The following is a 24,750-nucleotide window of genomic DNA, read 5'->3' as shown; positions in this document are numbered from 1 at the left end:
GTACATCACTCTAATCAAGATTGTTATACTCATATTGAGATTATTTAATAACATTTATGCGTATTTAGAGAATAGAAAAGAAACTTTCTTAATGCATATTTAGATTACACTATAATACATAATATCAAATCCATAATTATTGCGTTGAAGTGATCTCAATACCAAGAGATTTGGCTTGTTTCATAATTTCAGAATTTTTAATTAACTCACGTTGGGCGTCTATTTCTTCCCATGTTACTTCACTTAAGCTACTTTCATGTGTTTGTTGGTTTCGCTCAGCAATAAGCAGGGAACGAGCTGTTTCACGTGCTAGATTAAGGTTTTTATATGGTGTAATTAAATTAACGTGTATATGCAATGCTTTAAATACGCGCAGCACCCTCCGACTAACTGACTCAGCTGTATTAGAAAATGCTTCGTCTAAAAATACTGTGCAATATACGGGTTTATCATATCCATCTGGTGTAAGTGCGTAGGCGAGACTAGCAGCAACTATAGTGCCTGCAAATGATTCTTTTTCACCACCTGATTTACCACTAGAAGATTCAAGCACATCTATAACAGCTCCAGTTTGATTATCTAGCTCTTCAGCAAAAAAAGACATCTGATAACGAGGGTCAAGTAGACGTAGGCTTTCTAATGTATGTGCTGCGAGATTGCTGGCTTTATCCAGTTGTGAGACTATTTCTTTTAATATATTAAATCGTCGTTCATGGTCATCACTAGTAAATAAGCTTAGAGCATTTTTAAGTAATTTTGAAAATTCTATTACATTTGTATATTGTTCAATTTTGATATTTAATTTTAGGTAAGTATTTTTTCTGAATTCCGTACGTTTTAATACTGTATTAATTATCTGAATACGTTCTCTAATTTCATCTTTTTCAGCCTCTAATTGTTGCTGAATTCTTGCTAATGATTCAGTTGCATGTTTATTTAAACGTTCTTTAAAGCGTTCTTGTAACTGAGGCAATCCTTCTTGCTCCAGTTTGAATAGGTGATTGATATAATCTTCAATATAAGAAATGTCTGGAATCCAATCATTAGCAATAATAGGCCATTGTTGTTGGAAAGAAGACATGATTTTAACTATCTCTTTTCCTATATTTTCTTTTTTTTGATTTGTTTTTTTCAGGGATTCGTCAATTTGTTTGTAATAAAAATCTTGTTGCTCTATTACTAATGGCAAAGTATCATCTTTGTATTGTCCAATACGATGATTTAACATTAATCTTATATCGTGTTCAATTCCTTGATCTGAATCTTTTTGTGCCTGCTGAAGCAATACGTTTAAATTGTCTTTTTGAGTATTGTGACTACCTTGTTCTTTGTATAACTTTTTAATTTCATCTTGTAAATTTTCATAAGCGTTTTTGGCCTCTTTCCAACGTAATTCAGCTTGTTCTAAGTCGTCACCATTTTGTAACTCTGTCAGTTTTTTTTGGATGCTATCAACTTCAGCTATACACCGCGGTAAATTGATACTTTCCCAGCTATATTTTTGTAAATTTTTCCATAGTTCTATTTCCTGTTCAATAGTTTGCAAATCATTACGCTTTTTCTGAGTAAGCGTATTTTGTTTTGCAATATCTTCTGTTAAAGAAGACAACTCCTGTTCTAATATTGCTAATCGGGCTTTATTAGAAAATCCAAGTTGCCAAGATTTTTTATCATTGATTTTATTTTGGTCTTTTTTTTCAAAACGACCTTTTTCCAGATGAACTAAACCAGCCTGTGTTATGGAAAAAGGGGTTTTATCTAACTGTTCAGTAGAATCTACACAAGTTAAATCGAAACGCTCCAAATGTTTCTTTAACCAGTCACGATAAGGATGATCACGCCAAATCAACTTGTGTAAATAGCCTTCAGGTTTAAATTCGATTTGTGACTTTAATTTTTGAAATGATTCTGGTACAACTTGTACTCTAACATGTAGGCCTGTATGACGAGTATTTAACCAGCGTGTTACCTGTGAGAAAACATTATAAGGGACTATCATTGTGGTTCTGAGTCCACCTAATGCTCTTTCTATTGCTCCTTGCCAGATATTTTCGCTTTCTTTGACATTAATTAATTCACCAATAAAGCGACATTGTTCAATTGTTAAATTTAAATCTGTGATCATTTCGTCGCGTAGTTGCTGAAATCTGAATGCAATATTAGAATCAGGTCTTAACTTTATTTGGTTAATTTGTTCTTCGGTCTGATGATATTCACTCATTAAGTTGTTTAATTGGGCACGGATTTGAGCAAAATTAACTAGTGCATTTTCTTTATTCTGATCCAGATTTTGTAATTTGTCTGTTGCCTTTTTTTGATTATTTTCAAAATTTATCTGAATTAGTTCTGAATTTAGACCTAATGTTTTGGTTTCCCGTTGATATATTGATGCTTGTTGGTTTATGCGGCTATAGTCTTCTTTTGCTTTTACAAGCTCTCTTTTTAAAGACTCAATACTATCGCCGCCAGCTTTTAGATAAGCGGCATGATATGATTCAATCTGTTGATTTATGTTTAGCTTATTTTGTTCTTGTTCGTTAATTTGTTGCTGTAAAAAATCAATTTGTTGTTGTAATTCTTGAAGCTTATTTGTATACAGTTTACTTTTTAGTTCACCAAAATAAGGAATTAATCCATTTTTTTCTTGTTCAAGTTTATCCAATATTTGTATACATTTAATAAAAGATTGATTGTGTTCAGGTAATTGACCCAAATGTATATATTGTTTTTTGACATCAATTAGCTCGTTATGAGTAGCTTCTAATGCCGAAAATTCTTTTACAACATTACGAGCTTCTTCTTTAATTTGGCTTGATTCCAGTACTAATTCACGAATAAGGGTTGTTAAATCATCGATTTTTTTCAAACCCAAAGCTCGGGATAATAGGGCTGGAGCATTTTTATTATCAATATGTAGCAGTTTACGATACATTGCTTGATAGCCATCAAAAATGTTATTTGAATAAATAATGGTTGCATCATTACTTAAATACTGCTTAAGAGTATGTCGCTTACCATCTTTAAAATGTTCTAGTAATTCTTTAAGTTGAAGATTACGATTAGCAATAACATAGTGACGATAAATATCTGCAGAAGATGTTGCTGTTGGCTCAGCCCAAAATAATACTGCTAGTGTAATGTAATTACCATTGTCAGCCTTGTAACAGGCTCGTAGACCAGTAATAACTGATTGGTCTCGCTTGCTTTTTACTTTTGTTTTGCTGCCGTCATGTGCTGAACCGAAATTACCGCGCATATAGGAAAGTAATGTTCTATCTTTACTATCTCCTTGAGCTGCAGCAACGTTGAAACTAGCACGTCCAGCAGGCAGCAGTAATGCCATTAATCCATCAATAAATGTGGTTTTACCTGAACCATTATCTCCAGTAACTAATGTCCCGATAGGATCAATTTTGGCCGTATGCAAACCATGAAATGATCCCCAGTTATATACAGAAAGTTCATTTAAGCGAATTTGACCAACGTTGAATGGCTCATTATCAATTATGGATTTATTCATTTGATTCTTCTTTCACTGTATCTGCTTTATCTGACTGCACTTTTTCACTTAGTTTTTTATATTCTAAAAGCATGTTTTCTAAAAAGTTAGCATTCACAACATAACGGATGATAGGTGTAATTTCATAACGGTCATCACTGCCACGTACGTTAGCAAGGATATGGCGTTCTTTCATGCGGTTTAATGCCGCATTAAGGCTTTTCCTTTCGATGGTTGAATGATTTGTTATGGGTGAAAAAGGTTTTAAAAGTTCTTCAATATGCTCAAAACTAATAATTATTTTACTTTCACCGACTGTTTCTCGGTCCTGAAAGTATTTACGTAAAACAAGTAATATCAATGTGTCGTGAACTGTTAGTTGTCGCCTATGAATTAATGGTGATATTTCATCATTTTCTTCTAACGTTTCACTCATCTGTGCTACGTAAGCTACCCCTGTAGTTGGATCTAATATTAATTTTAGATATATATTGGCTAAGTAAGAATCAATTTGAACATGGTAATGACTGATAATAGAAAAAAGATTATTTTTTTGTGAAGCTAAAATAACACCATTTTTGAGCAGAGCTACTAAAGCATGTTTGGCTTCTTTGGGAAGTAAGCTGGACTCTGGTTGTGGATTATTATCAGATTGTAATAATGGTGATTGTGTTGTTTCAATTTCTACTTGGTTTTGAATAGACTCATCAATTGTTGGACTAATTGGATCACTAGTAACCATTTTTTCACAAAATTGATCAAAAAATTCACCACCTGATGTTGATTTATTATTTTTTTCTTCGTTCATAAAGAAAGCTCTTCCAAATTGTCGGGAAAAAGTGAGGCGCTGAGTAAATATTTAGGTAGGGTAGCTTTGATTTGAATACCCTGCTTATCTTGAATAATAATAGACTCTTTTTCATTTAAGTCAGTTGCTTGAATATGTTGCGCAATTCTCAAATAGGCTACTAATTCTTCTAGTCCAAAATTAATTGGTTTTTTTTCAACTAGGCCAGCTATAGTTAATGGTCCAAAGGTACAAAGATTATGATAGATTGAATCAGCTACTTCTTTAATTTGGATGGTATCTAATAAAGTTAATACTGTTTCACTCGGGACTACTGAATTTGTATGCTCAGTGATGTCAGTTATTTGTATAGCAGCGATTGGTTCTTTTAAGCATATTGAATCGGGAGAGTTAATTTCGATATTACCAGTAGGTAAAATTAAGTTGGTAGCTTGTTTAAGGTTAATATTATTTTTACTGAAATTAACTGCTAACTGTTCAAGTTGTATTATGAGTCGATCAACAGTTCTTTTTTCCTGTGCTGCGCCACTTTTTATGTAAGTTTTCAAATTTTCTTCTGTTCGACGACGAATTTGAAATATATGTTCACTTTCTTGAGTGAGCTCCTGTAATAGACGTTTGAGAAATTTTCGTTGTCGTGGTTGTAAATAGTTGTCTGAAATTTGGTTAAGAATAATATCTAGTTGTTCTTTGAATTCGGTTGAGCGGTTTGAATCACAAAGCAGCTGAAAAAAACTTTCAAATGCACTACCTGCATCGCTTTGAGCAAGTAAAGCTTCTTGATCCATAGTTGCTTGCAATACTTCTCCGCGATTATTATCTTTCTCTATCATTTTGATGCGAATTTCTTGATCCAGACGGCGAATCTCATCTTCAACATAGCGAAAATCATTGGTTAATACTGAAGCAAGTTGGTAGATTTCTCTCAATCTTTCCCTTCGTTGTTGGTCAGATAATGTATTGATACCTCTAGTTTGTATGATTGTAATCTCTTTTTCCAGCTCAGCTTTACGTTGATTAAGTAAGGCAATTCTTTCTTCAGGATTTTCGTTTAATGCGATAACCAGTTCTCTAACAGCCTCTTGTACAATACGTAGATGTGAAGCACTGGTGTTTATGTTACGCTCATCAAAGCTTTGACAAAAACGTAATGCAATTTCGCATGTATCTGTTTTGGTCAATTTATTGTCCATCTCACGTAACCAGCCATCTTTGACCCATTGATTAATATAAATAGCTGCTGGTGTATCGGCATACCAGTGGTTTTTTTCCAACTCTGCATCTAATAAAATGCGAGCCTGACTATAGGATATTTCGTTTTGTCCAGACGAAAATACTTGCTCAATAAAAGCTAAAATGAGAGGCGCTGTAGTTGCTCTAAGTAATTTCCAGACCTTGTTTTCTTCATAAAGTCGCCTATATTTTGCTAGTGAATGTGAAAAGTTCATTACCTAGTTTTTATACTCTATTGGAAATCTAAATATTAACTTTATTTTAAGTATAAAGCATATATTTAGAATATCTAAAACTGATTATTTAGGTGATTATTTACTTTTTTACAACGAATTCAGGAATGATTGTTAAAGTAAATATAAATTTTAATAAAGAATTTATTTTATATATTAATTTTTATTTTAATTACTAATTTAAGCACTAAATTATATTATGGGCTTATTTACCAATTATTGATTTGTTATTTATTATATCGATATTGTTATGATTTTAATTTTTACAGATAATTAGAGTTGTTATTACTATATATCATTATAGAATTCTTCTCTGAATGGTTCTATATAAAGAGTTTTGCTCAAGTGGTTTTGTTTATGTAGTAGATTTCTGATATTTTACTGTGATGTGTAGAAAGTTTCACCTGTATTAATTAATCATTTATTTTTGTATATTTTGTGATTTCAGTACAGAATAAACGAAAGTAGGGTGGTTATAGCTAAAAGCTATATTTTTAAATAGGTATATAGTTTTTACTGGGAAAATAATCAGTCAAAATTGAAAATGAGTTGTTTAATTGCCCTGTTATATTGTTTGTAATTAATCAGATTATGGTGGCTCCTAAAGTATTCTGAAAGTGCTTTAATGCCCATGAATGTCCTACAGGGTCAAAGCTGGCAACAGCATGCTGATGAACGACGATTTGATAATTAAGGTTATATGCATCAACTGCTGTATGTAATACACAGATATCTGTACATACACCGGTTAAATGTATTTCGGTAATATTTCTTTCACGCAGACGTAAATCCAGGTCTGTTCCGCTGAATGCAGAGTAGTGGCGTTTATTCATCCAGTAAACTTGCGGATTGGTTTGATTGGCTGTGTACAACTGTTTTAATGAACCATAGAGATTCTGACCGTTGGTACCTATGATATTGTGCGGCGGAAATAATTTATTTTCCGGATGGTATTTATCATCAGGTTCATGCGCATCAATTGCAAATACGACAAAATCTTTCTGCTCAATAAACGTTCTGGTCAGATTTACCATTTCATTTTCTATGACTTGGCCAGCCTGACCAGTTGTCAGTGCTCCGTCTGTGGCAATAAAGTCGTTGGTATAGTCGATTGAAATAAGTGCTTTCATATGTCATTCATCAAATTGTTATTGTTGTCTGAGCTCTGTGAATTATAAATCATAAGTTAAACTGATTTAATTTTTATTGTGTCTTTTGGTATTTGTATAATTTTATTTTTTAGTCAAGGTTAAATTCGCGAATTCGAATTCCGTGTTTCGCTTTAACTTTTCTTCCAAAGACTTTCATTAAAGTACATAACTTTTGAAATTACAGTATTAACTGTAAATTTATCTTCCGTTAAAGACCATTATCATTCGCTTAAAGTAAGTACATTTAAGTCCACCGATAAATTTATCGGCAAATAGTGATAAGACCAACGCTATATTGATCCTAGACAGCAGTATAACTGGGTATTTTACCTTCTTATTTCGTCGTTGTTATAGGCTGGGTGAGTATTTAGTGATTACACCGTGCTGTTTCTTTAAGTTATAGAAGTTTGTGCGGTTTACGTTCTATCCCTTGCTTTTTTAATTATGGATACTGGTCATATCCCATTCTGAAGTAGCGTAGGGTACAGATAAAAGCTCCTTCACCTAAATATTTCGAATCAAATTATAAATAGTATCATTAGCAAATTGTGTTTTAAACTCAACTTTAATAGATTTACTTATTTGACTGAATAGTGCTTGTGCATGTTTTATCTTACGTTCTTCTTCAAGTCTTAAACTATCCTTCCCATCTACATTTTTTGTTTCGATAATAAAGTTTAAATAATCATCTTTTGTCGTTTTGACAATATATGCAAAGTCTGGAGAGTACGTGTATCCACCTGCTACCGGGATCTTAATGGAGTTCTTCGGTATCTTTGTAAAAACAGCTACAGACTGAATCTCTCCATCTGTTATGTTGAGCCTTTCAAGCTCTGAGTCATAAAAGACTTCTTCAAAAAGATAAGAATCCAACGGTGGTTTTGTGTTGTCATTCAATATACCAAGATCACTTGATAATACCTTACTCACAGGCACGCCGTCTGCATTAGTGAATTTTGTAGGATGAATTGAACCTGAAATCACATTATATCCAAGGCTGAATTTGTTAAATGAATTGTTCAACAGATATTTGCTAAAACCAGATTTAATTTTTCTGATTGTTTGAATGTTCAGGTAGTCAGTGATATTGATAATGTCTTTTATTTCACAAAATACCTTATGCAAGGTATCGTGTTTAGCAAAAATAGTTTGTGATAAGTTATCAAGAAATTCCCGATAGCTCATTGTGTTTAGTTTAGCAAAGTTATCATCGTCACTGACGATACTTTTCGACATTGCCGTATCATTATGAATATAAATTCTATCAATGCGAGTATGAACACCTGATTTAGTAAATCTTTCTGTTTCTTCGAGCATGAATGACTTGAAAATAGATAAGAATTCGTTTTCGCTATTTATTTTATACTCAATTACTGCTTTTTGATTGATCAAATCCCAAAGCTCTTTCAGTTCACTGAACTTGCCAATACGCATTTTAGTGCGTCTTTTTCCATCGGTGGCTTTTTTGATTTTGCTTGGTTTCAATCCGGCAGGGAATGCAGCCGGATATTTGGCTTTTAAGCGACTATAGGCATTGGAATCTTTGAAGTTGTCATTATCATCAATGATCTCTCCATCAAAAATTTCATTCATGAGTGTTCTGGATGAAAGCTCAGGATACTGAGATAGGATTTTATCCTTAAGCTCCTGAGTAAACTTACTCGGAACGGTTTCTTTGAAAGAGCTATCATTGACCTCTTTGACAAGAGAATCGACAAAATCTTTTTCTGTAAAATCAACATAATAGTTGAGAGTAAAATTGCGGTCTTTCACACGACACATATATTCATTCACTGGAAGACGTAAACCACGCCCTACCTCTTGAAGTTTAGATGTGGTGCTACCACTCGAACGGAGTTTACAAATCTGAAAGACATTTGGGTTATCCCACCCCTCACGCAACGTCCATTTAGAGAAAATGAAACGGCGAGGATTTTCTAAAGACAATAGAAGCTCTTTGTCATGAAGGATTTCATTGATCTCCTGCTCAATTTTTTCATCTTTATCATTATTATCTTTTGAAAAATAACCACCATGAACAGAAGATATATCCTTAACAGTTTTTTCAAGGTAGTTTCTATAAAACTCATCTTTCTCTATTTTTAACAATTCATTAGCTTCTGCCAAAACATATTCTTCGAACTTAGTTTTCAGACTTCCGGCAATATCATTACCATCACGATAGCCTTCAATATCATCAATGAAGAAAAGAGTAAGAGGCTTTATGCGTGGCCTTTGTGTCAGATACTCTTTTTCTAATTTAAAGTGTTCTTTGACAGCTTTACGCATCATGTTATCCGCAAGTGTCTGAGCGTAAGAATAGGGGTTTATCGAGTTACCAATTTTTAGCTCAATACCATTACTCAACACTGCTGTAGTCTTGTTTAAAGCATCAAGAGTTAAATCATGGATCGCACTATGCGTTTTAGATAGTGATTCACCTTTGGCTAATTTAAACGTTTTTTTATTGCTATTTTCATTCAGTTCAAATGTAGCTTCTTTTCCGTCAGATTTGACGAACTTGAGATTGGCATTATCCTCACCGACAATATCCTCAATGTATGCATCAATACCTTTAACAAGATCTTCATTGAATGCATCCACGGCTGTAAGACGATAAACTAAGTTCTTATAGCCTTCACTAAAGGTTGCGCCATAGCGGATGATATATTGTGCATTAAATTTTTCAATATTTTCCCATGTCTTTTTAGCCGTAGGAAATTTATGAGGCTCATCAATGATAATGAATGGTTTTATCGCACTAAGTGCAGAAAATGGAGTATCAAAAAGGTTATCAAACAAACTAACATCATAAGTGTCAGTTAAAGACTTTGAGTTAATCATCCCTGAGTTGATCACAAGAACGTGTATGTATTTCTTATTAAAATTACTTGCTTCAACAAAATCATGGATAGCTTGAGGCATGTATGATTTTGCATTTTTACCTGAATTTTTCTGACTTTCAACAACGTAAGTCTTTAGTTCACGCTCGTAATCATCTCGAAAGTGTTCTTTTAGAGCATCACTTTTTAAAAAGTTTACTGTTCCGGCTTTGATTGATAAGGTAGGAACAATGATGATAAATTTGTTAATGCCAAATGATTTGTTCAAGTCAAAAATTGTTTTGGTGTAAGTATAAGTTTTACCTGTACCTGTCTCCATAGAAACATCAATCACATTACTTTTAGCATCGTAATTATCTTTTGAATGTTCAATACCATTGAACTCCTGGACTTTTTTTAAGTTGTTGTAGTATTGTTGTTCAGATAGATTCAGTTCTGGATTAGCTAACAGGCGAATAGCAACGTGATCCGTCTGCTGAGGTATGGCGGATACAAAGACATTCATCACCGCATCTACGCCAGCCTTTTGATGAGGTAAATTCTTTTCGAATATGAACCCTTTAGACATGATTAGTTCCTTACCACCAAATCTAAATCAATAGATTTTTTATTCGCATAATTTTTTAGTGCTTCATTAAGTTCCATCTGTTTCGCACTTTCGAAGTTGCCGCCATAAAATACAACTTTGTTAGGGGCAAAGTCTTTGTCTGAATCCAGCTTTTGAAGTAAAGCTTTCAGTGCTTTACTGGTGAAATTAGGCGCAATCAGATACAGACGACCATCACACAAGTGCGCTTTATAACCATTAAGATCAACATCTTCAATAGGTGCTGTTAACAAACTGCCATCATACAGGCACCATGTAGTCAGTAAGGAGTCATATTGTCCAGGAGTCAATACAACATCATCAAAGAAGGTATGGTTCGATAACGTAAGCTCTGACTCATCTTTTGTACGGAAATCATTAACTGTTTCAAAAATTTTAAAACCTAGATCTCCTCTGTAATCAGGGTGTTTATTTTTAATTTTCTCAGAGGATTTGAGTAATCTTGCTTTTGTAATTTCAAAGATATTTTTATACCCAGCTCTATAAGCTTCTGACTTTTCTTTAGTCTCCTCTGGAAGTTGAATACAAATGAATTTTAGCTTCTTCTCTTCATTGCAGTTCATATTATAGATTGCATGAGCAGTAGATGCTGATCCAGCAAAAAAATCGAGCACAATATCTTGATGTTCAATATTTAAAGCCTTAAATATTTCAGATAATAACCCCACATCCTTCGGGTTTGTAAAGATGTCTTTCTGACCAAATAAGTTTTTCAACATATTTGATGCTACGCGTCCATCTTTAAATTTTATACTGGTCAGACTCTGAAACTCAGTATCCTTAAGATAGGTTTTATTGTTAGGAACTATAGTGTGGTCTTTGCCAAAATGTATTCTATTTTCACTGATTTTACGTTTCATTGTATCCTCAATAAAACGCCAGCCCCCAGCAGGTTTTTTACAAGGCTTTTTTGTTATTGGATGGATTATGTCGTAGAAATATCCATTGGCTGGTTTAGATAAGTCTGCAGGAAAATACACACCATTTTCATCCATCCAACTATAGTGTTTATTATTAGTTATCGGGTTCGATTCTGGCAAATTTTTATACCACTGTAATGCCTCTTTATGGATAGACTCCCAATCACTTCCGTGTTTTTTTCTAAAACCTTCAAATGTCTTATAGATTTCATCTAACCCTTCTTTTTTCTCACTCCATTCACCAGAATTATGCACTTTACTTTTAACATAAAATAATAAGTACTCATGCTGGATTGAAATATAGGCCTGATCGTTTTTACTGCTATTTTTCCATACTATTTCACCAGCGAAGTTAAACTCGCCAAATACTTCATCACATAATATTTTTAAGTTTGCATGTTCATTTTCATCAATTGAAATACAGATTATTCCATCATCTTTTAAAAGCTCACGAGCTACATATAAACGAGGATAAATGAATGTAAGCCATGCACTATGGCTACTTGAACCTTTGACAGTAAAATCTAGGATACGTACGGCTTCATCAAGATCTATACCAGCCAGTTCGGAAAGCTGTTCAGGTGTAAACTTGCGATCATCGTTATAGGCGAATCCATCAGAACCAGTGTTATATGGCGGGTCAATGTAAATTATCTTCACCTTTTCAGCATAAGCATTAACCATATGCTTCAATACTTCGAGGTTATCCCCTTTGATTAACAGATTCTGACTGTTCTTGTTCTCTTCACGTTGGTTATGGTCTTTATCTTCGGTTAGCAACGTCTTTGGTGGTAGGTTAGCCAACAGACGGGCATAGGATTTGCCAAGCCAGTTTAAGCTGTATGACTCTTTAGAAAGTTCAACATCCGATGATTTGACGATCTCAAGAAGTTTTTCTTGAATGAAAGCCCCGTTTTTATCAAAGCATTGAGGGAAATTGGCTTTTAAAACAGCAAGTTGTTTACTATTTGCGGTTTCAACTTCTGAGAAAAGTGTTTCTGTATGAGTGTTCATGTATTACCTGATTATTTTATTTCTTAGCCATACATACTTGATGAAAATAAATGATAGGTTGAAGTTATGGTTTTAAGCTGGTTGGAAAATTAATTCTCTCTAATAAGTTTTATCTGCTCCCATTTTAGTGGACAGATTTATTAAATTATTCTGTCCATTTATTTCCGAATTGAACAGATGATAAATAATTTAAATGTAAATATTTTTTTACATAGTTATAGTACCTAAATATGCTATAAAATCATTGAATTAGCCTGTGTTATATCATCTAACTTATGTCAATAGATCTATTCTGTTTTAAGATTATTAAAGAAGTTTTAACCACTACATTATCATAACAAATGCCTTTATGGCTAATGCTGCATTTCAAACCTTAAGCAGTTAATATGGCTTGGCAATCATCACAATACCGTATCCACGCCGGCCTTTTGATGTGGTAAATTCTTTTCGAATATGAACCTTTTAGACATGATTAATTCCTTACCACCAAATCTAAATCAATAGATTTTTTATTCGCATAATTTTTTAGTGCTTCATTAAGCTCCAACTGTTTCGCACTTTCGAAGTTACTGCCATAAAATACAACCTTGTTAGGGGCAAAGTCTTTGTCTGAATCCAGCTTTTGAAGTAAAGCTTTCAGTGCTTTACTGGTGAAATTAGGCGCAATCAGATACAGACGACCATCACACAAGTGCGCTTTGTAGCCATCAAGATCAACATCTTCAATTGGCGTTGTTAACAAGCTACCATCATATACACACCATGTCGTCAATAGGGTGTCATACTGTTCAGGGGTCAGTACAACATCATCAAAAAAAGTATGGTTAGAAAGCGTTAGTTCAGAATTATTTTTTGTTCGAAAGTCATCGATTGTTTTAAATATTTTAAATCCTAAATCTCCCTTATAATTAGGGTGTTCAGATTTTATTTTTTCTGCAGATTTAATAATCCTGACCTTAGTTATATCAAAAATAGTTTTGAATCCATTAATAAATGCTTCACTATCCAATTTGCATTTTTCAGGTATTTGAATAGAAATGAATTTTCTATTGGAATTTTCTTCTGTATTTATATCAAATACAGCGTTGGCTGTAGTTCCTGAACCAGCAAAAAAATCCATTATAATATCATTCTTTCTACTGGATATCTGTAATAGTTTTTTTATTAACTTTGTGGGTTTTGAATAATCAAAACCTCCTTTAAATCCCAAAAGATTATCGATTTCTTTTTTAGATAGTGAAGTATCTCCAGCAAAAACTCTAGTAAATAATGTTGTAGGAACAAGTCCATCCTGCACTTCAGAAAGGAATCTTTTAACCATAGGGTAGCTATCACCTTCCCCCCATGATATTTCATTATCTGCTATTTTTTGGTTTATAGTTTCCTCACTAAAAACCCAGTATCTGTCTTTAGGTCTAGATAATACAACACCATTAGGTTTTTTTATTTTATAATCAGCTTTATACTCATTATGTGCTGTTATAGGATCTAACTTCCAAGGACCTTTAGGATGATTATCTGGATTGTTGTATGCCGATAGATCATCTCTGGGTAGGAGAACACGATCCCATTTTGTTTTATCTTTAGCAAAAACAATTATATGTTCATGGCTAGTTGAGAAATGTTTCGCTGAGTTTTTTCTCGTATGAACCTTTTCCCAAACTATGTTCGCTAAAAAATTATACGAGCCAAATACTTCATTACAAAGAATCTTTAATTCCGAAGCTTCGTTGTCATCAATTGATATGAATATAGCACCATTTTCTGATAATAATTCTTTTGCAATATATAATCTCGGGTACATAAATGTCAGCCATGCGCTATGACTGCTTGAACCTTTTACAGTAAAATCGAGGATACGTGTAGCTTCATCAATATCGATACCTGCCAGTTCGGAAAGCTGTTCAGGTGTAAACTTGCGATCATCGTTATAGGCAAACCCATCAGAACCTGTGTTATATGGCGGGTCAATGTAAATCATCTTCACCTTTTCAGCATAAGCATTAACCATATGCTTCAATACTTCGAGGTTATCCCCTTTGATTAACAGATTCTGACTGTTCTTGTTCTCTTCACGTTGGTTATGGTCTTTATCTTCGGTTAGCAACGTCTTTGGTGGTAGGTTAGCCAACAGACGGGCATAGGATTTGCCAAGCCAGTTTAAGCTGTATGACTCTTTAGAAAGTTCAACATCCGATGATTTGACGATCTCAAGAAGTTTTTCTTGAATGAAAGCCCCGTTTTTATCAAAGCATTGAGGGAAATTGGCTTTTAAAACAGCAAGTTGTTTACTATTTGCGGTTTCAACTTCTGAGAAAAGTGTTTCTGTATGAGTGTTCATGTATTACCTGATTATTTTATTTCTTAGCCATACATACTTGATGAAAATAAATGATAGGTTGAAGTTATGGTTTTAAGCTGGTTGGAAAATTAATTCTCTCTAATAAGTTTTATCTGCTCCCATTTTAGTGGACAGATTTATTAAATTATTCTGTCCATTTATTTCCGAATTGAATAGATGATAAATAATTTAAATGTAAATATTTTTTTACATAGTTATAGTACCTAAATATGCTATAAAATCATTGAATTAGCCTGTGTTATATCATCTAACTTATGTCAATAGATCTATTCTGTTTTAAGATTATTAAAGAAGTTTTAACCACTACATTATCATAACAAATGCCTTTATGACTAATGCTGCATTTCAAACCTTAAGCAGTTAATATGACTTGGCAATCATCACAATAATATTGACCACAACTATCACCATGAACAATCACTTTGCTTGGGTAAGCATGTTGAGGCATTCCCATGGTTAATGTTTGGCATACCAATGAATGCTACATCTTTGTATTCATTACTAAAATAAATAACTTATTAATATTTGGTTACTTATAGAAAGACATCATCGAAGATTAAGATGAAAGCGCCAAGAAATTTAATTTATTACTATTTAATATTTAACTGAGTTTATTGAATAAATCTAAAAAGCAAGTAAAAGCCAAAAGAGTGTTGTTAATTTAGTACAGGCACTCTATGAGAAAGGTACTATTAAAGAGATTAAAGAGAAAATAGCAATTATTAAAGAGGTATTAACAGATAGTTTCTGGCAAACACTAGAACTGGATAAACTTGAGTATGTGCGTGTTGAGTTGCGTGATTTAATTAAGCATTTAAAGGACGATGCTAATGGTCAAACATTTAATGTAGATATTGAAGACTTTATTGAATATATAGGTGAAACAGAAAGCTTATTTTCTGTGAAAACTTACAAACAACGTGTTATCGATTATTTAATTGAAAACTCCTGGAATCCCGTTATTCAAAAAATACGTAATCTTGAGCCTATTACTCGTGCTGATACTGTTGAACTTGAAAAAGTATTATGGAACGAACCTGGAACAAGAGAGGAATATAATAAATTTACTTTTAATACCCTAGCGGGTGGCAATGTAGCTGCCTTTATACGCTCCATTGTTGGTTTGGATAAACAAGCCGCTGAAAAACGTTTTAGTCAGTTTTTATCCGATAATCAGCTTAATTCACAACAGCAAGAGTATTTAAAAACCATTATAAATTATGTGAATGAAAATGGTGATATCACTACTGATGTATTGATCAATGAGTCACCTTTTGACAGCTATGACTGGCAGGAAGTGTTTGGCGATAATGTAGCCTTTATTTCAAAATATGTTAATACCTTACACTCAGTTATTGTTGCGAGTTAGTATAAGATATAAATAGAACTACCTAAAAATACACTTTGTAATAGTGAATTAGTTTTTTCCGTCTCGATATAACATATCTTTCATTCTGACAAGAAATAACGATGTATCGAATATGACATTGTTAACTGATTTAACCATCTGTAAATTCTAATCTGCACTGAAAACCTATTCTCTAAAAACGATCTTGGTTATGGATAGTCTGTGTAAAGTATTTATATAGTTAATATTTCTTTAAATCTGGTTGTAATGCAATTGCTTAGCTGAGTTCGGGTCATAAGCCAGTTGCCGGATTGCAGTTCGCTGCCAAGCCGGATGCTGCTGCGGCCGTAGCGGCTGATGATGTTGTCCCATGCTCTCATTAGTTCAGGGCGGTGATTGTGCTGGCTGTGACAGAGTAAATCTAACTGTCGGAATGTGTGCTCTGGTTCGATGCCACTCAGTTCAATTCCACATTTTTTATATTCGTAGCCGGGACGGTAGATGCTGTTTAACAGGTGCCGGGCAATGTGGTTAAGGGTGAGTGTATCGTTACTGGCCTTAGGCAGTTTGGTAATCCGGTACCCGTTGTATTGTGGCAGGTCGTGGCGAAAGCGGTTGGTGTAGATAAATACACCAATGATATGTGCCTGACTGTTTTGTTCGCGCAGTTTGGCTGCTCCGGCGGTAATGTGATGGCTGATGGCCGCCTGTAAACCGTCAAGATTGGTGACTATGTTGCCGAAGCTGCGGCTACGGACGATATTCTGGCGACCGACTTCTTCTGTGATGAGTTCGCTACAGGGAATTCCCTGCATTTCCCGCTGGGTACGTTCGAGTACAACACCAAATTGTTTTCTTAAGGTTGGGGTATGGGCATTGATGAAATCCAGAGCGGTGTGAATGCCTTGGGAAGCGAGTTTGTGACCGGTTCTGCGGCCGATACCCCAGATTTCGGTAACCGGTTCGCTGGCAAGGGCTCGTTGTCTGATATTCTGATTCCAGTCTGTCCAGACAACAACGCCATTGAAGTGATGGCGGTGGCGTTTGGCCAGATGGTTACAAAATTTAGCTAGTGTACGGGTAGGGGCAATGCCGACACATGTCGGTATACCTACCCACTGCTGGATACGGGAGCGGATATTGTGGCCGAGCTGATGCAGGTTGTTCAGACCGTGCAGGCTGGCAAAGCATTCGTCGATTGAGTAGATTTCAATGGCCGGTACCAGTGAGGTGATGGTGCTCATCATGCGTCGCGACAGGTCGGCATACAGCTCGTAGTTGGACGAGAAAACGATTAGTTTGCCTTGCCGCACGAGGTGCTGAATCTGAAAGTAAGGTACGCCCATTCTGATGCCCATGTCTTTGGCTTCATTGGAGCGGGAAATGACGCAGCCATCGTTATTGCTCAGTACGATAACGGGTTGCTGCCTGAGTTCGGGGCGATAGGCTTTTTCACAGGAGCAATAGAAGTTATTGCCGTCAATCAGGGCAAACATGGGCAGGATTCAGGGCTTGCAGCAGATGTTTATGCTGACGGATGATTTGATAGATGTCGCGATCAAGCTGTCCTTGCGGCTGATTGAGCAGGGTTTGCAATTCGTCGGTATTGCCGGCACTGCCCAGATAAATCCAGTGGTGAAAGATGTGGTATTTGTGCTGTTCTTTTATATAGGCGTAACTACTAAACGGCCATGCAGCCAGTTTAATTTTCTGTAAGGCCAGTGCAAGTTTGAGGTTGTGCATGTCGGCGGTAATTTTGTTGATACAGGCACCACTGCACTGATGCAGCTGATGACGGAAGCAGGGACGGTTATTGCTGCCTTTTTCGATCCCCAGAGTTTGCAGGCACAGATCGGTGTTGCTGATGATGTTTTTAATGCTTTTCTGTGCATCGCTTTTGCTGTGAAACAGGCCGTAATAGTGCTGTTCGCGGTTAAGCTGAACGTGGCGCATGGGAACAATGCTCAGGGTGTTGTATCCGTTAGTATTGGTATGCAGCCGGAAGCTGAACAGGTCTTTCTGACGGCGCAGGCGGCGGTTGAGGATGGGCTGGCGCTGCTTAATCTGGGCTGATTCGGTGAGCAGGGCATCCAGTTCACCGCTACAGGGGATAATGTCGATTTTTCTGGCTTGCTGTGACAGGCTCATTTCTTTGCTGTTGTGTACATCCTGACTGAAATGGCTCATCAGGCGGGTTTTAACTTGTTTGCTTTTGCCAATATACAGAGGAATGTCGTTGTCACCATAAATAAGGTACACGCCGTAATCGTCGCTGATGTTATCCAGAACATCGCTGTGCAGGTGAGCGGGCAGGCTGGGGCGCTGCATGATGGTTTTACAGGCCTGATGCAGGATGTCTGCGGGAAAGTTGTGTCTGAGCTGCTGCCAGAAGTCGTAGATAGCCCGGGCATCGGCAAAGGCCCGGTGACGGTTTTGCATGTCGATGTTGTGGCGGGCAACAATTTTGTCCAGTCCGTGATGTTTGTGTTCGGGATAAAGCAGACGCGACAGTTTAACGGTGCATAGTTGCTGCGGGTTGAATGTTCTGCCCAGACGTTTGAAAGCAGCTTTGATGAAGCCGTAATCAAAACGCACATTGTGCGCTATAAAGATTCGCTCTTTGAAGATGGCTGCCAGCCGGTCGGCAATTTCATTATCGAAATAAGGTGCTTTTTCTACCATTTTATTGCTGATGCCGGTAAGAGACTGAATAAAAGGCGGAATGCTGGTATCGGGATTAAGCAGGGTATGAAAAGTTTGTGGCTGCTGCTGTCCGGCTTCTGTGTAAATAACTGCGATTTCGGTAATACGGTCACTGGTGGTGCGTCCGCCGGTAGTTTCGATATCGACAAAGGCAAGTTGCTGATCTGAAAACATGGCTTCTGGGTTAGCGGATGTGTTTGATAACGTAGGTTACGACGCCGACGATGGCAAGGGTGTCGCCTTCTTTTAAGCTGAAATTGGGATAAGACTGACTGCTGTTTTCGGAGTGTAGTTCAATGCGGCTGTTATCCAGTTTGTACAGCCGTTTGATGGTAAATTCATTACCTAAATCGGCCATGACGATATCACGGTGTTTGGGTGTGAGGGAGCGGTCGATGATAAGCAAATCGTTACGGCTGATACCGGCATCCTGCATAGAATCACCACCGCAGCGTACGGCAATGGTGGCAGCCTGATTTTTTATCAGGTACTGGTTGAAGTCCAGATAATCGCTGATATAGGGTTCTGCCGGGCTGGGAAAGCCAGCGGGAATGGTTTCGGTGGCTAAGGGAATGTTGAGCCGCGTGAGGTTGTCGGCTATTTTCCAGCAGTCGGCAGGCAGATGCTGTGCCGGTCGCAGCGGGGTAGCGACCAGCTGATTCATCAGGTGTTCTACTGCCGGTATCAGGCTGACGGGAATGCGTTTGACTATTTTGGGTCCGGCAATTCTGGCTTTGCGTCCGGCGCCGGCTCTTACGCCGCCATGCTGATTGTGTTTTGCTGCTGTATCAACCACAATTGTGCTCATCTTGATTAAGTTATTTAATCAAGAATGGTAGATTTTTGATTTTTCTGCGTCAATTATGCCTGCTGCGGATGGCTGGTAATGGTTTGTTTTTTATCTGTTATGCTGTCGGATATTACCCATGCTAATCAAAGCTAACTTATTTTATAGTTTTGAATTGGTTTGTATTGATGTTATCGAATGCAGATAAATTGTGATGGCAGACAATAAGTTTACTGATGTTGTGCAGGCAGGGAGGCAGGACGGGCCGGATGGCTGTTTGAGCCTGAAGCGTTACTGGCTGAGTTTATTTCATCCGTAATCCGGTCCAGGGTAGTGGTGGTTTCCATGTGAGTACTTTGGATATCCGAAGCGGTGATAGCTGCGGCTTCACTGACGCTGTGTGTGCTCTCATTATGTGAACAGGCTGTCAGGCAGATAAGTGTAAGAGTGAATAGTAGAAGAGAAATTTTCATGATAGTTGTACGGATGCTGATTTAATGCTGCCTATTATGATCGGGTAAGTGGTGTACAGCCACATTGGGTGAGCAGCTGAGTAGTTTCGTATACAGGCAAACCCATGATGCCGGTGAAGCTGCCGCTGATATGCTCGACCAGCATTCCGCCCAGCCCTTGAATACCGTAAGCTCCGGCTTTATCCAATGGCTCACCGGTAGCAATATAGGCGGCAATCTGTTCATCATTTAAGGTGGCAAAACTGACTGTACTGGTTTGCAGGGTCTGAAAGGTTTGATTTTGCCAATAGATGCAGACTGCTGTATGGACATGATGTTGTTGTCCTGACAGCAGTTTAAGCATACGAGTTGCGTCGTTGATATTTTCCGGTTTACCAAGAATCAGGTTATTCAGGCTGACGGTGGTATCGGCACTGATAAGGGGAAACTCTGGTGGCTGCTGTTTGTTTTGCTGCCAGGCATTGAGTGCTGCACTGTTTTTCATGCTTGCCATGCGCTGAACATAATCTGTGGCGTTTTCATCTGGATAGGGGGTCTCATCGATCTCTGCATTTAGCCGCAATACATGGTAGCCAAGATTAATGAGGATTTCATGCCGGCGCGGGCTGCCTGATGCAAGATAGACGGTTAGCGGATTCATTGATACAGGATGATTATGTATGGTTGAAATTGACTACGGTTATTTTAGTATTGCTTTAAGTTAGCATGTTGCTTGTTAACAATATAATAAAAGATTATGCCGGATATTTGTTAGCTGCAAGTCATATCCGGTAGCAGATTAGGTTTACTATTATCGGTTTAATGGTTTACATCGACAATAAATCGTCCTCGGATTTTACCACTAATGATATCTTCTGCAATGTCGCGACACTGATTCAGCGATATGGTATGCGCGATATTTTCTAATTGCTGAATGTCTAGATGTCTGGCAAGAAAATCCCAGGCTGCAATACGTTTTACCCGTGATGCCATCACGCTATCAATACCTGCCAGGGTAATACCTCGCAAAATAAATGGTGCAACTGTGGCCGGAAAATCCATACCCTGCGCCAGTCCACAGGCGGTAACAATACCACCATACCGGATTTGTGCGCAGATATTAGCCAGGCTATGAGAACCAAGCACGTCAATGGCTGCCGACCATTGTTCCTTTTGTAATGGTTTGCCTGTATCAGACAAGGTTTTGCTGTCGATAATATGCTGCACACCTAGTTGCTGCAGATAATCTGTATCGTTGATTTTGCTGGTAGCTGCGGTAATGGTATAGCCCAGCTGGGTGAGTAACATAATCGCCACTGATCCGACACCGCCGGTGGCTCCGGTAACCAGAATATTACTCTGTTCGGGAGTAATGCCGTGTTCGAGTATACGTTGTACACACAAGGCTGCTGTATATCCGGCGGTTCCGATAATCATGGACTGTCGGGCAGTTATGCCTGCGGGTAGGGGGATAAGCCAGTCTGCATTGAGAAAAGCACGCTGGCTCATGCAGCCCCAGTGGGTTTCTCCACAGCCCCAGCCATTTAAAATCACTTTATCTCCGGCTTTGAAATGCTTACTACTGGTGCTAATAACGGTTCCGACACCATCTATACCGGGAATCATCGGCCATTGCCGTACCACAGGTCCGCTGTTGGTAATAGCCAGAGCATCTTTATAATTCAAACTTGAATACTGCACCTCAATCAGGGTATCACCTGATTGTTGCATCAGGGTGTCTTCACTAATATTGTGGATGTTGCAGAAAAATTCAGTCTGATTTTTTTCTAAGAGTATGGCTTTGGATAGCATGATGATATTCCTGTTGCAGTTAACTAGACGAATGGTTTATTTTTATTATAGACCGGTTGTCTAGTTGTAAGTAATTATTGCCGAATCTATCCAAGTATAAGGGATTTTGATTAAATTTCAGTTAAGTAGAGTGTTATTAATTATGGCTGGCAACAGATATTGGAAGCTGACTAATGGTTTTTTATCAGATTAAAAAACTGTTCGGTAAAGATATCCAGCGGCGTTGCATTTTTGAGTAATTTGGCACGGCTGACTGCACCTTCCCAGCCAAGCCAGAAGAAGTAAGCCAGTTTTGTGCAGTCTGTTTGTGAACTGATTTCTTGCTGCTGTTGCGCCAGCTGCAAACAACCGGCTATTTTTTCCTGCCAGTTGTGCAGGATGTTATTGAGTAAAGCAGGATAATTTTGTGGCAGAAGAGATTCATCCTGCATTAGTTCACCCACCAGACAACCTCTGTTGAAATGATATTTGGCCATGCTGGTTTTGGCATCTGTGCAGAATGCATTAATTCTGGCCAGTGCGGAAGAGATATTCTGGTTTAATAAATGTTGTTCCAGTTTTTCAGTAAAAAAGTGGTCGTAGTATTGGAGTATGGCTATGCCAAACTCTTCTTTACTCTTGAAATAGTGATAAAAAGAACCTTTGGGTACGCCTACCTGTTTCAGTATGCTTTCAATATTGGCACTGATGTAGCCGTGTGTGGTCATGGCTGCTACGCCGCTGCGGATAAGGGCGATTCTGGTGTTATTACCTTTGCGGGATAATGAGGGTGTACTGAATAATTCTGTCATTGTTATAAGATTTTTGCGGGCTGGTTGGGACAAATGGCTGTGGCAGGGGTCAGTTTGATTTTCCCTGTTTTCTGACGGCAGTGCGACATAGCCAGTCCAGACAGCTGATGGGCAGGAATTTTTTCAGATACCAGAAGAGGTGTGCCGGTACGGTAACCGGGTAACGTGCTTTAGGTTTGCTGGCATTGAGTGCACGGGCGCAGACCTGGGCGCATTGTTCGGCAGTCAGTGTAAATGGTGCGACAGAACCGGCTGCCTGCAGGCGGTTGAGCTGTGCCTGATAGGCGGCACGATGCACGCTGTTTTCAACATCTATATATTGTTTGAATTTAATCAGTGCATTGGGACGAAAGCGACTGGTGATTGGTCCGGGCTCAAGCAGGCTGATATAAATACCACTGGCATGAGTTTCATGACGCAATGTATCACAAAGTCCTTCCAGTGCAAATTTACTGCTGGTATAAGCACTGCGCCAAGGCATGGCTGCATAGCCCAGTATGCTGGAATTTACCAGAATACGGCCATGCTGCTGACGCCGGAAAATTTTCATTGCTGCGTTGATGCATTGCCATGTGCCGAATACGTTGGTATTAAACTGTTCCTGTAAGGCTGCCCGGCAAAGATCCTCGGCTGCGCCTGTCTGTCCATAACCGGCATTGCAAAATAAAGCATCAAGGTGGCCGAATTCGGCTATTACGGTTTCGATAGCTGCCTGTATCTGTTCATCATTGGTAATATCCAGTTGCAGACTGTGAAAACCTTCTGAACGTAAGCGCTCTACATCTTCTGCCCGACGGCAGCTTGTATAAACGTGCCAGTTGTCTTGTCGCAGAAGCTGAGCAGTTGCATACCCGATACCACTGGAACAGCCTGTGATCAGAATAGTTTTCATCATATTTATGTCGGTTGGAATTTAGTTACCGGATGTAGTTTAACATGCCGGAAAATGGATATGTCCGGGTTGTTTGACAGTTATGCTGTTGGCAGCAGGCGGTAAAATATCATTTTCCTGTCTGTGCGGAATATGCAGCTTCTGCCGATAATCAAATTATTTTATTGCGTTATCAGCGTGTTTTGTTTAATCGTTAATTAAAAGATTACTGTTCTTTTTCAGCTGCTTCATCATAAGCGTCAACAATTTTCTGTACCAACGGGTGGCGTACTACGTCTTCGCTGGTGAATACGTGAAAATAAATCCCCTCAATGTTGCTGAGTTTTTCACGCGCATCTTTCAGACCGCTTTTGATATTTTTAGGTAAGTCAATCTGGCTGATGTCACCGGTAATCACTGCTTTGGCTCCGAAGCCGATACGGGTCAGGAACATTTTCATTTGTTCCGGTGTGGTATTCTGGGCTTCATCCAGAATAATATAGGCTCCGTTAAGTGTGCGCCCGCGCATATAGGCTAAAGGTGCAATTTCAATCAGCCCTTTTTCCAGTAGTTTGGTCACACGGTCGAAGCCCATCAGGTCATAAAGGGCATCATACAGAGGACGCAGATACGGATCGACTTTTTGTGCCAGATCGCCCGGCAGAAATCCGAGTTTCTCTCCGGCTTCTACAGCCGGACGAACCAGTACGATACGTTCTACCTGATGTTTTTCAATGGCATCTACTGCGGCAGCGACGGCAAGATAGGTTTTACCGGTACCGGCAGGGCCCAGCCCAAATACGACATCATGTTTTAATAATGCCTGTATATAACCGTTCTGGCGCGGGGTGCGTCCGCTGATGTTGCCGCGGCGGGTGCGCAGTGTCCAGACTTTAGGTTCATGGTGGTCTGAGTTTTCCTGGGTGGTGGTTTTGGCTTCTACCGCAGCTAAGTGGATGTCACTATCGCTGATATCGCGCTCACGCGCTATGTTGGACAGATTCTCCAATGCTTTTACTCCTTGACTGATATGTTCTCCGCTTAAGGTAAAATGGTCAAAACGACGGGTAATTTCAAGATCCAGAGCTTTGCCCAGGCTGATAATGTGCTGGTCTAATACGCCGCACAGGCGTTGCAGAGAAATATTGTCTATCTGATGTAACTGATAATGGCTGGTTTGACTCATAATTACAATAAATAAAAAGATAAATATTGATTTTAATATGTAGTCAGGCTGATCGAAAGCAAGAGAGGATGATTTGATAATATTTTATCCGATAAAAGTGTTTTTTGTGTTTGCTTAAAGAAAACACCGG

At 37.9% G+C, this 24,750-nt stretch carries 17 protein-coding genes; 1 reads left to right on the top strand and 16 read right to left on the bottom strand.

All coding sequences use genetic code 11. The features are described from left to right. Positions 1-136: 136 nt before the first annotated feature. The 7 genes from SALWKB2_RS08800 to SALWKB2_RS08770 all read right to left on the bottom strand — a co-directional run bounded on the left by SALWKB2_RS08800 (position 137) and on the right by SALWKB2_RS08770 (position 14,649). Positions 137-3,520, bottom strand: coding sequence for an ATP-binding protein (locus SALWKB2_RS08800; protein ID WP_025331308.1), 3,384 nt, complete (start codon positions 3,518-3,520; stop codon positions 137-139). Further along, positions 3,513-4,307, bottom strand: coding sequence for a DUF4194 domain-containing protein (locus tag SALWKB2_RS08795; protein WP_025331307.1), 795 nt, complete (start codon positions 4,305-4,307; stop codon positions 3,513-3,515). The genes SALWKB2_RS08800 and SALWKB2_RS08795 overlap by 8 nt, the downstream gene beginning before the upstream one ends. After that, positions 4,304-5,755, bottom strand: a complete 1,452-nt coding sequence (locus SALWKB2_RS08790; protein ID WP_025331306.1) for a DUF3375 domain-containing protein — start codon at positions 5,753-5,755, stop codon at positions 4,304-4,306. The genes SALWKB2_RS08795 and SALWKB2_RS08790 overlap by 4 nt, the downstream gene beginning before the upstream one ends. Before the next feature lie 602 nt (positions 5,756-6,357). Beyond that, entirely contained in the window at positions 6,358-6,903 is a 546-nt protein-coding gene (locus SALWKB2_RS08785; protein WP_025331305.1) for a cysteine hydrolase family protein, read from the bottom strand. 525 nt (positions 6,904-7,428) lie between these two features. Further along, positions 7,429-10,335, bottom strand: a complete 2,907-nt coding sequence (locus tag SALWKB2_RS08780) for a type III restriction-modification system endonuclease (protein ID WP_025331304.1) — start codon at positions 10,333-10,335, stop codon at positions 7,429-7,431. 2 nt (positions 10,336-10,337) lie between these two features. Next, a complete protein-coding gene (locus SALWKB2_RS08775) occupies positions 10,338-12,308 on the bottom strand; it encodes a site-specific DNA-methyltransferase (protein WP_025331303.1) in 1,971 nt (656 codons plus the stop codon). A 472-nt stretch (positions 12,309-12,780) separates the two neighbouring features. After that, positions 12,781-14,649 (bottom strand): site-specific DNA-methyltransferase, encoded by a 1,869-nt coding sequence (locus SALWKB2_RS08770; protein WP_025331302.1) that lies wholly within the window; start codon positions 14,647-14,649, stop codon positions 12,781-12,783. A gap of 802 nt (positions 14,650-15,451) precedes the next feature. Here SALWKB2_RS08770 and SALWKB2_RS08765 point away from each other — a divergent pair. Further along, entirely contained in the window at positions 15,452-16,039 is a 588-nt protein-coding gene (locus tag SALWKB2_RS08765; protein WP_025331301.1) for a type I restriction-modification enzyme R subunit C-terminal domain-containing protein, read from the top strand. A 212-nt stretch (positions 16,040-16,251) separates the two neighbouring features. Here SALWKB2_RS08765 and SALWKB2_RS08760 read toward each other — a convergent pair whose 3' ends face one another. The 9 genes from SALWKB2_RS08760 to SALWKB2_RS08720 all read right to left on the bottom strand — a co-directional run bounded on the left by SALWKB2_RS08760 (position 16,252) and on the right by SALWKB2_RS08720 (position 24,620). Further along, entirely contained in the window at positions 16,252-17,514 is a 1,263-nt protein-coding gene (locus SALWKB2_RS08760; RefSeq protein WP_025331300.1) for a Y-family DNA polymerase, read from the bottom strand. Beyond that, positions 17,498-18,895 carry a 3'-5' exonuclease family protein gene (locus tag SALWKB2_RS08755; RefSeq protein WP_025331299.1) on the bottom strand — a complete coding sequence of 466 codons (1,398 nt, stop codon included), beginning with the start codon at positions 18,893-18,895 and terminating at the stop codon, positions 17,498-17,500. Before SALWKB2_RS08755 ends, SALWKB2_RS08760 begins: the two co-directional genes overlap by 17 nt. A gap of 10 nt (positions 18,896-18,905) precedes the next feature. Then, the gene (locus SALWKB2_RS08750) at positions 18,906-19,529 is read right to left on the bottom strand and encodes a LexA family protein (RefSeq protein WP_025331298.1); all 624 of its coding nucleotides are present in this window, start codon (positions 19,527-19,529) and stop codon (positions 18,906-18,908) included. Between the two features lie 209 nt (positions 19,530-19,738). Continuing rightward, positions 19,739-19,981 (bottom strand): hypothetical protein, encoded by a 243-nt coding sequence (locus tag SALWKB2_RS08745; RefSeq protein ID WP_025331297.1) that lies wholly within the window; start codon positions 19,979-19,981, stop codon positions 19,739-19,741. 34 nt (positions 19,982-20,015) lie between these two features. Then, positions 20,016-20,621 (bottom strand): Maf family protein, encoded by a 606-nt coding sequence (locus SALWKB2_RS08740; RefSeq protein ID WP_025331296.1) that lies wholly within the window; start codon positions 20,619-20,621, stop codon positions 20,016-20,018. 158 nt (positions 20,622-20,779) lie between these two features. Beyond that, positions 20,780-21,772, bottom strand: a complete 993-nt coding sequence (acuI, locus tag SALWKB2_RS08735; RefSeq protein ID WP_025331295.1) for an acrylyl-CoA reductase (NADPH) — start codon at positions 21,770-21,772, stop codon at positions 20,780-20,782. Positions 21,773-21,942: 170 nt separating this feature from the next. Next, a complete protein-coding gene (gene acuR / locus SALWKB2_RS08730; RefSeq protein ID WP_025331294.1) occupies positions 21,943-22,563 on the bottom strand; it encodes an acrylate utilization transcriptional regulator AcuR in 621 nt (206 codons plus the stop codon). 49 nt (positions 22,564-22,612) lie between these two features. Then, complete coding sequence (locus SALWKB2_RS08725; protein ID WP_025331293.1) at positions 22,613-23,455, bottom strand: SDR family NAD(P)-dependent oxidoreductase; 843 nt, start codon at positions 23,453-23,455, stop codon at positions 22,613-22,615. Between the two features lie 205 nt (positions 23,456-23,660). Beyond that, complete coding sequence (locus tag SALWKB2_RS08720) at positions 23,661-24,620, bottom strand: PhoH family protein (RefSeq protein ID WP_025331292.1); 960 nt, start codon at positions 24,618-24,620, stop codon at positions 23,661-23,663. Positions 24,621-24,750: the final 130 nt, after the last annotated feature.

The organism is Snodgrassella alvi wkB2, assembly GCF_000600005.1.
GTDB classification, from domain to species: domain Bacteria; phylum Pseudomonadota; class Gammaproteobacteria; order Burkholderiales; family Neisseriaceae; genus Snodgrassella; species Snodgrassella alvi.
The sequence above is the reverse complement of the archived record's forward strand: the minus strand, read 5'-3'. Positions and strand labels throughout refer to the sequence as shown.

Excerpts from the sequence above, each read along its gene's own strand:
- SALWKB2_RS08750 (WP_025331298.1), bottom strand. The coding sequence starts at position 19,529 with ATGAGCACAATTGTGGTTGATACAGCAGCAAAACACAATCAGCATGGC.
- SALWKB2_RS08760 (WP_025331300.1), bottom strand. The coding sequence starts at position 17,514 with ATGTTTGCCCTGATTGACGGCAATAACTTCTATTGCTCCTGTGAAAAA.
- SALWKB2_RS08785 (WP_025331305.1), bottom strand. The coding sequence starts at position 6,903 with ATGAAAGCACTTATTTCAATCGACTATACCAACGACTTTATTGCCACA.
- SALWKB2_RS08745 (WP_025331297.1), bottom strand. The coding sequence starts at position 19,981 with ATGAAAATTTCTCTTCTACTATTCACTCTTACACTTATCTGCCTGACA.
- acuR (WP_025331294.1), bottom strand. The coding sequence starts at position 22,563 with ATGACAGAATTATTCAGTACACCCTCATTATCCCGCAAAGGTAATAAC.
- SALWKB2_RS08725 (WP_025331293.1), bottom strand. The coding sequence starts at position 23,455 with ATGAAAACTATTCTGATCACAGGCTGTTCCAGTGGTATCGGGTATGCA.
- SALWKB2_RS08770 (WP_025331302.1), bottom strand. The coding sequence starts at position 14,649 with ATGAACACTCATACAGAAACACTTTTCTCAGAAGTTGAAACCGCAAAT.
- acuI (WP_025331295.1), bottom strand. The coding sequence starts at position 21,772 with ATGCTATCCAAAGCCATACTCTTAGAAAAAAATCAGACTGAATTTTTC.
- SALWKB2_RS08720 (WP_025331292.1), bottom strand. The coding sequence starts at position 24,620 with ATGAGTCAAACCAGCCATTATCAGTTACATCAGATAGACAATATTTCT.
- SALWKB2_RS08740 (WP_025331296.1), bottom strand. The coding sequence starts at position 20,621 with ATGAATCCGCTAACCGTCTATCTTGCATCAGGCAGCCCGCGCCGGCAT.
- SALWKB2_RS08795 (WP_025331307.1), bottom strand. The coding sequence starts at position 4,307 with ATGAACGAAGAAAAAAATAATAAATCAACATCAGGTGGTGAATTTTTT.
- SALWKB2_RS08775 (WP_025331303.1), bottom strand. The coding sequence starts at position 12,308 with ATGAACACTCATACAGAAACACTTTTCTCAGAAGTTGAAACCGCAAAT.
- SALWKB2_RS08755 (WP_025331299.1), bottom strand. The coding sequence starts at position 18,895 with ATGTTTTCAGATCAGCAACTTGCCTTTGTCGATATCGAAACTACCGGC.
- SALWKB2_RS08780 (WP_025331304.1), bottom strand. The coding sequence starts at position 10,335 with ATGTCTAAAGGGTTCATATTCGAAAAGAATTTACCTCATCAAAAGGCT.
- SALWKB2_RS08800 (WP_025331308.1), bottom strand. The coding sequence starts at position 3,520 with ATGAATAAATCCATAATTGATAATGAGCCATTCAACGTTGGTCAAATT.
- SALWKB2_RS08790 (WP_025331306.1), bottom strand. The coding sequence starts at position 5,755 with ATGAACTTTTCACATTCACTAGCAAAATATAGGCGACTTTATGAAGAA.